9 protein-coding genes are annotated in these 9491 nt (G+C 60.2%); 3 read left to right on the top strand and 6 right to left on the bottom strand.

Features of this window, described 5'->3' with window-relative positions; all coding sequences use genetic code 11:
• Positions 1 to 157: 157 nt before the first annotated feature.
• From Q1V60_RS20415 to Q1V60_RS20390, 6 genes are all read right to left on the bottom strand, one after another.
• Positions 158 to 1516, bottom strand: coding sequence for an 8-oxoguanine deaminase (locus Q1V60_RS20415; RefSeq protein ID WP_300633965.1), 1359 nt, complete (start codon positions 1514 to 1516; stop codon positions 158 to 160).
• Between the two features lie 178 nt (positions 1517 to 1694).
• A complete protein-coding gene (locus Q1V60_RS20410; protein ID WP_300633963.1) occupies positions 1695 to 2381 on the bottom strand; it encodes an SDR family oxidoreductase in 687 nt (228 codons plus the stop codon).
• A gap of 57 nt (positions 2382 to 2438) precedes the next feature.
• Positions 2439 to 3020, bottom strand: coding sequence for a YigZ family protein (locus Q1V60_RS20405; protein ID WP_300633961.1), 582 nt, complete (start codon positions 3018 to 3020; stop codon positions 2439 to 2441).
• Between the two features lie 12 nt (positions 3021 to 3032).
• Positions 3033 to 3692: a TetR/AcrR family transcriptional regulator gene (locus Q1V60_RS20400; protein ID WP_124361147.1), complete on the bottom strand. Its 660-nt coding sequence runs from the start codon at positions 3690 to 3692 to the stop codon at positions 3033 to 3035.
• An 87-nt stretch (positions 3693 to 3779) separates the two neighbouring features.
• Positions 3780 to 5174 (bottom strand): nucleobase:cation symporter-2 family protein, encoded by a 1395-nt coding sequence (locus tag Q1V60_RS20395; protein WP_300633957.1) that lies wholly within the window; start codon positions 5172 to 5174, stop codon positions 3780 to 3782.
• Positions 5175 to 5261: 87 nt separating this feature from the next.
• A complete protein-coding gene (locus Q1V60_RS20390) occupies positions 5262 to 6182 on the bottom strand; it encodes a LysR family transcriptional regulator (RefSeq protein ID WP_300633955.1) in 921 nt (306 codons plus the stop codon).
• A 126-nt stretch (positions 6183 to 6308) separates the two neighbouring features.
• On the opposite strand from Q1V60_RS20390, the gene Q1V60_RS20385 reads away from it, so the two are divergent.
• The 3 genes from Q1V60_RS20385 to Q1V60_RS20375 all read left to right on the top strand — a co-directional run.
• The gene (locus Q1V60_RS20385; RefSeq protein WP_300633954.1) at positions 6309 to 7658 is read left to right on the top strand and encodes an aspartate aminotransferase family protein; all 1350 of its coding nucleotides are present in this window, start codon (positions 6309 to 6311) and stop codon (positions 7656 to 7658) included.
• Between the two features lie 39 nt (positions 7659 to 7697).
• On the top strand, positions 7698 to 9191 hold the full coding sequence (locus tag Q1V60_RS20380) for a CoA-acylating methylmalonate-semialdehyde dehydrogenase (protein WP_300633952.1): 1494 nt from the start codon (positions 7698 to 7700) through the stop codon (positions 9189 to 9191).
• 77 nt (positions 9192 to 9268) lie between these two features.
• Positions 9269 to 9491 (top strand): hypothetical protein (locus tag Q1V60_RS20375; protein WP_300633950.1); only part of this gene is annotated, 223 nt, incomplete at its 3' end.

The raw sequence follows: 9491 nt of genomic DNA, 5'->3' as shown, positions 1-9491 counted from the left end.
GCGAGGGAGCTTGCTCCCGTTGGGGCGCGAAGCGGCCCCAAAAATGGGACTGCTACGCAGTCCAGCGGGAGCAAGCTCCCTCGCCACAGGGACCGGTTCTGTCTTAACTGACTGGCATTAGGGCAAGCCCCCTCCCACATTTTGGACTGTGGGCGGCTTAGGTTCCGGCGATCAGCTGTCGGGCCGCCTGGCTGTGATCGGCGATCAAGCCTTTCAGATCCAGGCCTTCCACTTGCCCGTCGATGACCCGCCATTTACCGCCGATCATCACCCGGTCCGCCCGATCTGCACCGCACAGCAGCAGCGCCGAAATCGGATCATGGCTGCCGGAGAAGCGCAGTTCATCGAGCTTGAACAACGCCAGGTCCGCCTGTTTGCCTACGGCCAACTCACCGATGTCCTTACGCCCCAGCAACTGCGCCGAACCCTGGGTCGCCCAACCCAGCACCCCTTCGGGGGTGATCTTTTGCGCACCGTATCGCAAACGCTGGATGTACAGGGCCTGGCGCGTTTCAAGGATCATGTTCGAGGCGTCGTTGGACGCGGAACCGTCCACGCCCAGGCCGATAGGGGCGCCGGCGGCGAGCAGGTCGAGGGTCGGGCAGATACCGGAGGCCAGGCGCATGTTCGAACTCGGGCAGTGGCAGATGCCCGTGCCGGCTGCGCCCAGGCGTGCGATTTCATCCGGATTGAAATGAATGCCATGGGCCAGCCAGGTGCGCGGGCCAAGCCAACCTACGCTGTCGAGATAATCCACGGTGCGCAGGCCAAAGCGTTGCAGGCAGAAGTCTTCCTCGTCGAGGGTTTCCGCCAGGTGCGTGTGCAGGCGCACGTCAAGCGTATTGGCCAATTCGGCGCTGGCTTGCATGATTTCGGGCGTAACGGAGAACGGCGAGCAGGGTGCCAGGGCAATCTGGATGTGCGCCCCGTCGCCCCGCTCGTGGTATTCGCGGATCAGCCGCTGGCTGTCGTCGAGGATCACTTGGCCTTGTTGCACGGTCTGCTGCGGCGGCAGGCCGCCATCGGCTTCGCCCAGGCTCATGGAACCGCGGGTGAGCATGGCGCGCATGCCCAGTTCACGTACGCTCTCGACCTGCACATCGATGGCGTTTCCCAGACCGTCCGGGAACAGGTAGTGATGATCCGCCGCGGTGGTACAACCGGAGAGCAGCAACTCCGCGAGGGCCACCTTCGATGCCAGGGCAAGTTTTTGCGGGGTCAGTCGGGCCCAGACCGGATACAGGGTTTTCAGCCAGGGAAACAGCGGCTGGTTGACCACCGGCGCCCAGGCGCGGGTCAGGGTCTGATAGAAGTGATGGTGTGTGTTGATCAGGCCGGGCAGGACGACATGTTCGCGGGCATCGAACACGTGGGCACAGGGCTGTGCGGGTTGTTGCCCCTGGGCCAGCACTTCGGTGATGACACCGTCTTGCAGCACCAGGCCGCCACGGGCATCGAGGCCATTGGCAGTAAAAATAGCAAGCGGGTTTTTTAACCAGATACGGGTCGCAGGCATTGGCCGGCTCCTCTGAATGATGGGTTCAGGTTTGCCAGCTCAGTGTTGCCCTGTCTGCTGATCCAGGGTCGCCGGTAAAGGCGAGGCGGGTAGATTACGTGTTGGTCCACGTGCAGGCAAGCGGACGGGCCAGTGTGGAAGGGGGCTTTCCCCCTCCCACATTTTTATGGGTAGTCTTTTACCAAGCGATGGTGTCGCCCTTGTAGTCCACGAAATGATGACCGCCTTTGCCGGTGTAGGCATTTACCTGATCCACCAGGCCGCGCACGCTGGTCTCGACATCGATGTGCGCGCTTTCGCCGCCCATGTCGGTTTTTACCCAGCCTGGGTGCAGCGATAACACCGTCGGTTTGTGCTCGCCCAGTTGGGTGACAAAGCTGTTGGTCATGGAGTTGAGCGCCGCCTTGCTGGCCTTGTACAGCGCCATGTCCGAACCGTCGGGAATGGTTACGCTGCCCAGCACCGAACTCATGAAGGCCAGCACGCCGGTGTCCTTGCGGATCTGCCCGACAAAACGCTGGGCCAGGTTGATCGGGGCCACGGCGTTGGTGAAGAACAGCTGGCCGACTTCCGCCAGGGTCGCGTGGCCTGGCTCCTGGTTCGCGGGGCCCTTGACGCCGGCGTTGACGAACAGCAGGTCGAAGGTGCGCTCTTTCAGGCGCTGGGCCAGGGCGATCACGGCTTGTTGATCGTCCATGTCGAGTTTTTCGATCTGCACCGGGCCCACGGCTTTCAGGGCGTCGGCGTTGTTCGGATCGCGCACGGTGGCGGTCACGTCCCAGCCGTCCTGCAGCAGTTGCTTGACCAGGCCAAGGCCCAGCCCGCGCGAGGCGCCGATGATCAGTGCGGTTTTTGGCGTAGACATGAAAAGCTTCCTTTGGAGTCGCGGTTCAGGGAGTTGCGGTGAGCAACAGTAGCAGTTTCAGCGTTGCAGCAGGATGCGTCCCCGGCTCAGGTCGGCGAGCTGGGTTTGCAACGTGTCGATGTGTGCTTCGCCCAGGGCCAGTTGCAACTCCACGCCGTTGGCGGTGAAGGTTTCTTCTACAACCAACCCGTCCAGTTCGGCAACGCGCAGCTTCAACAGGTTCAACTCGGAAAAACCGCAGGCGCACCGCAGTGGTACACGACTGATCAGCTCGATGCGCTCGGCATTCTGCAGGCATTTGTTCGCGCCGCCGCCGTAGGCACGGGCGAGGCCACCGGTGCCTAGTTGAATCCCGCCGTACCAGCGAATGACCAGCACCGCGACCAGATCAAAGCCCTGGGCTTCGATGGCTGCAAGGATCGGCCGCCCGGCAGTACCGCCGGGTTCGCCATCGTCGTTGCTGCGGTATTGATCGCCCAGTTTCCAGGCCCAGCAGTTATGCGTGGCGTCGAGGTCGCTGTGCTGCTCGAAAAACGCCTGGGCGTCGTGCGGGCTGGTAATCGGCGTCGCCAGGGTGATAAAGCGGCTTTTGCGTATTTCTTCACGAAATTCGCAAAGGCCAGTCAGCGTGAAAGGCATAAGTCGCTTCGTTTATTGGGCCGGCTTGATGCCACAGCCTTTGAGAATGATGTGGATCAGATTGGTGCCGGCGTCTTCCATATCCTGCTTGGTCAGCTTGGTGCGACCCGTGACGCGGCAGATCTGAGTGGCGAAGTCGGCGTAGTGCTGAGTGCTGCCCCACAGCAGGAAAATCAAATGCACCGGGTCGATGGGGTCCATCTTGCCGGCATCGATCCAGGCCTGGAACACTGCCGCACGGCCGCTGAACCAGGCGCGGTAGTCCTGGCTGAAATATTCGGTGAGGCATTCGCCGCCGCTGATGATCTCCATGGCGAAGATTCGCGAGGCCTGCGGCTGGCGGCGTGAGAACTCCATCTTGGTGCGGATATAACGGGAGAGGGCCACGGCCGGGTCGTCCTCGGCGGTCAGCGCGTTGAACGTGCTGTCCCACAATTCGAGAATATTGCTGAGCACCGCAATGTACAGGCCCAACTTGTTGGTGAAGTAATAGTGCAAGTTGGCTTTGGGCAGCCCGGCACTGGCAGCGATGGTGTTCATGCTGGTGCCCTTGTAGCCGTGGCGCGCGAACTCATCTTCAGCAGCCTGGAGAATCGCTTGTTCGTTCTTTTGCCGAATGCGGCTGGCGGGTTTACCGGCGTGGTTGCTATGGGCAGGAACTTCGAGGCTCATGGAGGTTTCCGTGCTGATCGATAGAGGCGACGTGTGCACAGATAACCCACCCTCAAGCCTCAGACAAGTGTTGATGCAATAAAACCGTCAAAGCGATTCCAGGGAGTCGCTTTCGGGCGTGTGATTTGCAGCGGTGTGGGTGGTTTTGGCTTCGGGTAGTAGCAGGCACAGCACGATGGCGGTCAGGCCACCGCTGGTGATGGCGGAGTCGAACAGGTTCTGCACCAGTGTCGGCATCAGGTGCAGCAGGTTGGGCTGGGCGGCGATGCCCAAGCCGACCCCGAACGAAGTGGCGATGATCAGCATGCTGCGTCGGTCCAGCGGCGCCTGGGCCAGGATGCGCACGCCGGCTGCGGCGACGCTGCCGAACATGACCAGCGTTGCACCGCCCAGCACCGGTTTGGGGATTTGCTGCAGTACCGCGCCGATCATGGGAAACAACCCAAGACAAACCAACACCACGCCGATGTACAAACCGACATAACGGCTGGCCACGCCGGTGAGTTGGATCACGCCGTTGTTTTGCGCGAACGTGGTATTGGGGAAGGCGCTGAAGGTGGCGGCGATCATACAACTGACGCCATCACCCAGTACGCCGCCTTTGAGTCGGCTTATATAAGACGCACCGCTGATGGGTTGGCGGGCGATCATGCAGTTGGCGGTGAGGTCGCCGACGGTTTCGATGCTGCTGATCAGATAAATCAGCGCGATTGGCAGGAAAGCGCTCCAGTCGAAGTTGAAACCAAAGCGAAACGGTACAGGCAGGCTGATCAACGGCAAGTCCGGCAACGCTTGGGGCACCAGCTTGCCGCTGAACCAGGCGGCCAGGCTGCCGAAGGCCAGGCCGATGATAATGGCGCAAAGGCGTACCCAGGGCGTGTTCGAGCGGTTGAGCAGAATGATCGTCAATACCACGAACAGGCCGAGGGCCAAGTTGGCGGGGGCGCCGAAGTCCGGGGCGTTGAACCCGCCGCCAAGGTCGGTAATGCCCACTTTGATCAGGCTGATGCCGATCAGCGTAATCACAATCCCGGTCACCAAGGGCGTGATGACCCGCCGCAGTTGGCCGATAAAGCGGCTCAGCACCATTTGCACCAAGGCGCCGAAAAAGCACACGCCGAAGATCATCGCCAGGATGTCCTCGGGGCTGCCGCCGCGTTGCTTGACCAGAAAGCCGGCTGACAGCACCGCGCCCAGGAACGCAAAGCTGGTGCCCTGCAGGCAGATCATGCCCGCGCCGATACCAAACGGCCTGCGCGCCTGGATGAACGTGCCGACGCCGGAAACCATCAGCGCCATGCTGATCAAGTAGGGCAGGTGTGCGGTGAGGCCCAGGGTGGAGCCGATGATCAATGGCGGAGTGATAATGCCGACGAACGCGGCCAGCACATGTTGCAGGGCGGCCAGCAGGGCGGGCAGTGGTTTGGGGCGGTCGTTGAGGCCGTAAATCAGGTCGTTGGGGCTGGAGGATTCTGGTGGCATGGCGGGTCGACTCGGGGCGGACGGTTCAAGGTCCATGTGCCTTGCAAAAAACTGTCCACCTGCTCAGCTTTTTCTGTGAGGCCCGAGTCAGCGTGTTGCCGCCAGGCTTTCCAGAAAACTTTCCAGCACCAAATGGGGGCGACGCCCCTTGCGCGTGACCGATGCCAGGCTTAAATCGTAAAAGCGTGTAGCCGGTTTCAGCGCGCGCAGTCGGCCCTGCTGTACCCACAGGCTGGCGTAGTGGTCGGGCAAGTAGCCGATATAGCGGCCGGTGAGGATCAGAAACGCCATGCCTTCGCGGTCCGAGGCGCTGGCCGTGCAAGTGAGCGCCTGGTAATGGGCCTGGATATCGGCGGGCAAGCGGAAGGTGGGCGCGATGGCGTCCTGGCTGTCGAGGCGTGCATCGTCCAGTTGTTTGTCATCGACATAAAATAGCGGATGGCCAACTGCGCAATAAAGCAGCGAGCGCTCACTGTACAACGGCTGGTATTCCAGGCCGGACAAAGCGCTGGCCTGGGGCACCACGCCAACGTGCAAACGGCCGTCGAGTACACCTTGCTCTACTTCGTTGGGCGCGATCATGCGGATCTGAATCTGCACATCCGGGCCACGTTCCTTCAATTGCGCCAGGGCGTGGGTGATACGCATATGAGGCAGGGTGACGAGATTGTCGGTGAGGCCGATGATCAGCTCTCCGCGCAAGTGCTGGTGCAGGCCGTTGACTTCGGTGCGAAAACTTTCCAAAGCGCTCAACAGTTGCAATGCCGACTGATAGACCTCGCGGCCCTCTTCAGTCAGCGAGAACCCGGCGCGCCCACGTTGGCAAAGTCTGAGCCCGAGGCGTTGTTCCAGGTCGCCCATTTGCTGGCTGATGGCCGAACGGCCAATCCCCAGTACGGTTTCCGCCGCCGAAAACCCACCGCTCTCCACCACGCTACGAAAGATGCGCAGCAAGCGGATATCGAAGTCGCTGACCTGAGCCAGGGGGTCGGGCCGACGGCTGCTCATAGTTTAGTGAAGTCCTGAATGAAGGTTAGAAGAGTTGAATTTCACAGACTTTATCTCCGTGGCAACTTAGCTGCAACAATGCTTTTTCATTCCCGACGCTGCCTTTTGCCTTGCGAGGTTTTGCTGATGAACATGCCGGAAAACGCCCCATTCTCCCTGGCCAGCCAGCTCAAGCTGGACGCCCACTGGATGCCTTACACCGCCAACCGTAACTTTCAGCGCGATCCACGTTTAATCGTGGCCGCCGAGGGCAGTTGGTTGACCGATGACAAGGGGCGCAAGGTCTATGATTCGCTGTCGGGCCTGTGGACCTGCGGTGCCGGGCATACGCGCAAGGAAATTCAGGAAGCGGTGGCCAAGCAATTGGGCACTTTGGACTACTCACCGGCCTTCCAATACGGCCATCCGTTGTCCTTTCAGCTCGCGGAAAAAATCACCTACCTGACTCCGGGCAACCTGAACCATGTGTTTTTCACCGACTCCGGTTCCGAGTGCGCGGATACCGCGGTGAAGATGGTGCGCGCCTACTGGCGCCTGAAGGGCCAGGCCACCAAAACCAAGATGATCGGCCGCGCCCGTGGTTACCACGGTGTAAACATTGCCGGGACCAGCCTTGGTGGCGTCAACGGTAACCGTAAGATGTTTGGTCAGGCCATGATGGATGTCGACCATCTGCCGCATACGTTGCTGGCGAGCAATGCTTTCTCCCGGGGCATGCCGGAGCAGGGCGGTGTCGCGTTGGCCGAAGAGCTGCTCAAGCTGATTGAGCTGCACGACGCGTCGAACATCGCTGCGGTGTTTGTCGAACCGATGGCCGGTTCCGCCGGCGTGTTGGTGCCGCCGCAGGGCTACCTCAAGCGCCTGCGCGAGATCTGCGATCAGCACAACATTTTGCTGGTGTTCGACGAGGTGATCACCGGTTTCGGCCGCACCGGTTCGATGTTCGGCGCCGACAGCTTTGGCGTGACTCCGGACTTGATGTGCATCGCCAAGCAAGTCACCAACGGCGCGATCCCAATGGGCGCGGTGATTGCCAGCAGCGAGATCTATCAGACCTTCATGAACCAGGCGACGCCGGAGTACGCAGTGGAGTTCCCCCACGGCTACACCTATTCGGCGCATCCGGTGGCCTGCGCGGCCGGCCTCGCAGCGCTGGACCTGCTGCTGAAGGAAAACCTCGTGCAGAGCGTAGCCGAAGTCGCACCGCACTTTGAGAATGCACTGCATGGCTTGAAGGGCAGCAAGAACGTGATTGATATCCGTAACTACGGCCTGGCCGGAGCCATCCAGATTGCCCCACGTGACGGTGATGCCATCGTGCGTCCGTTCGAGGCCGGAATGGCGCTCTGGAAAGCCGGTTTCTACGTGCGCTTCGGCGGTGACACCCTGCAGTTCGGGCCAACCTTCAACAGCAAGCCACAGGATCTGGATCGCCTGTTCGATGCGGTCGGTGAAGTGCTGAACAAGATCGACTGATTTCTCCTTCTATATAGAACACCTTTTCCGGAGCCCTGCATGAGTCTCATCCAGCATTTGATCAACGGTGAATTGGTTAATGACAGCGGTCGCAGTGCCGACGTGTACAACCCATCCACTGGCCAGGTGATTCACCATGTGCCGCTGGCCAGTCGCGAAACCATTCAACAGGCGATCGACTCGGCCAAGGCGGCGTTCCCGGCCTGGCGTAATACGCCGCCGGCCAAACGTGCGCAGGTAATGTTCCGTTTCAAGCAGTTGCTGGAACAGAACGAAGCACGTATCTCGCAGTTGATCAGCGAAGAGCACGGCAAGACGCTGGAAGATGCCGCCGGTGAGTTGAAGCGTGGTATCGAAAACGTGGAGTACGCGTGCTCGGCGCCGGAGATTCTCAAGGGTGAATACAGCCGCAACGTGGGCCCGAACATTGATGCCTGGTCGGATTTCCAGCCGCTGGGCGTGGTGGCGGGTATTACGCCGTTCAACTTTCCGGCGATGGTGCCGTTGTGGATGTATCCGCTGGCGATTGTGTGCGGTAACTGTTTCATCCTCAAACCGTCTGAGCGTGACCCGAGCTCAACGCTGCTGATCGCGCAATTGTTGCAGGAAGCGGGGCTGCCTAAAGGTGTGCTGAGCGTTGTACATGGTGATAAGGGCGCGGTGGATGCGTTGATCGAAGCGCCCGAAGTAAAAGCGCTGAGCTTTGTAGGATCGACGCCGATTGCTGAGTACATCTATTCCGAAGCAACCAAGCGCGGCAAGCGTGTGCAGGCACTGGGCGGGGCGAAGAACCATGCCGTGCTGATGCCTGACGCTGATCTGGACAACGCCGTCAGTGCCTTGATGGGCGCGGCGTATGGTTCCTGCGGTGAACGTTGCATGGCTATCTCGGTGGCGGTGTGCGTGGGTGACCAGGTAGCGGATGCGTTGATTGCCAAGCTGGTGCCGCAGGTCAAGGCGTTGAAGATCGGCGCGGGCACGACCTGTGGCCTGGATATGGGACCGCTGGTGACGGGGCAGGCGCGGGACAAAGTCAGTGGTTATATAGAAGACGGGGTGTCGGCTGGGGCTGAGTTGGTTGTTGACGGTCGTGGTTTGAGCGTTGCCGGGCATGAAAACGGGTTCTTCCTCGGTGGTAGCCTGTTTGATCGTGTGACTCCTGAGATGCGCATCTATAAAGAAGAAATCTTCGGCCCGGTGTTGTGCGTGGTGCGGGTGGATAGCCTGGAAGCGGCGATGCAATTGATCAACGACCATGAATACGGCAACGGTACCTGCATCTTCACCCGCGACGGTGAGGCGGCGCGTCTGTTCTGTGATGAAATCGAAGTGGGCATGGTGGGGGTGAATGTTCCACTACCGGTGCCGGTGGCTTATCACAGCTTTGGTGGCTGGAAGCGTTCGCTGTTTGGCGACTTGCATGCTTATGGGCCGGATGGGGTGCGTTTCTACACCCGTCGCAAGGCGATCACCCAACGCTGGCCGCAACGGGCCAGCCACGAAGCCTCTCAGTTTGCTTTCCCAAGCTTGTAAAGGTGGGTAAGCAGAAGGCCGGCCCCTTGGGGCCGGCCTTTGTCTTTTCGGGGCTTTTTGACCTATATGACAGAAATGTGAAAAAGATGGTTGACGGCAGATTCTGGAAGTCTATAATTCGCCCCACTTCCGGCGCAGTCGAAACGGAAAACTCCTTGATAAACAATGGGTTAAGTAGGTTTCGGCAGCAGGTCGCTTCAGTTCATCGAAGCCAAAAGGAAGTTGAAAAAGAGGTGTTGACAGCAGCGTGTAACGCTGTAGAATTCGCCTCCCGCTTACGAGAGATCGCAAGCGCAAGTG

Origin of the sequence: Pseudomonas sp., from assembly GCF_030147005.1 — a bacterium.
Taxonomy (GTDB): domain Bacteria; phylum Pseudomonadota; class Gammaproteobacteria; order Pseudomonadales; family Pseudomonadaceae; genus Aquipseudomonas.
Note: the sequence above shows the minus strand (reverse complement) of the source record. Positions and strands in the feature narration are given on the sequence as shown.

Bases quoted from the DNA above. Each gene is read 5' to 3' on its own strand.
- Q1V60_RS20415 (WP_300633965.1), bottom strand. From the start codon at position 1,516: ATGCCTGCGACCCGTATCTGGTTAAAAAACCCGCTTGCTATTTTTACT.
- Q1V60_RS20410 (WP_300633963.1), bottom strand. From the start codon at position 2,381: ATGTCTACGCCAAAAACCGCACTGATCATCGGCGCCTCGCGCGGGCTG.
- Q1V60_RS20405 (WP_300633961.1), bottom strand. From the start codon at position 3,020: ATGCCTTTCACGCTGACTGGCCTTTGCGAATTTCGTGAAGAAATACGC.
- Q1V60_RS20400 (WP_124361147.1), bottom strand. From the start codon at position 3,692: ATGAGCCTCGAAGTTCCTGCCCATAGCAACCACGCCGGTAAACCCGCC.
- Q1V60_RS20395 (WP_300633957.1), bottom strand. From the start codon at position 5,174: ATGCCACCAGAATCCTCCAGCCCCAACGACCTGATTTACGGCCTCAAC.
- Q1V60_RS20390 (WP_300633955.1), bottom strand. From the start codon at position 6,182: ATGAGCAGCCGTCGGCCCGACCCCCTGGCTCAGGTCAGCGACTTCGAT.
- Q1V60_RS20385 (WP_300633954.1), top strand. From the start codon at position 6,309: ATGAACATGCCGGAAAACGCCCCATTCTCCCTGGCCAGCCAGCTCAAG.
- Q1V60_RS20380 (WP_300633952.1), top strand. From the start codon at position 7,698: ATGAGTCTCATCCAGCATTTGATCAACGGTGAATTGGTTAATGACAGC.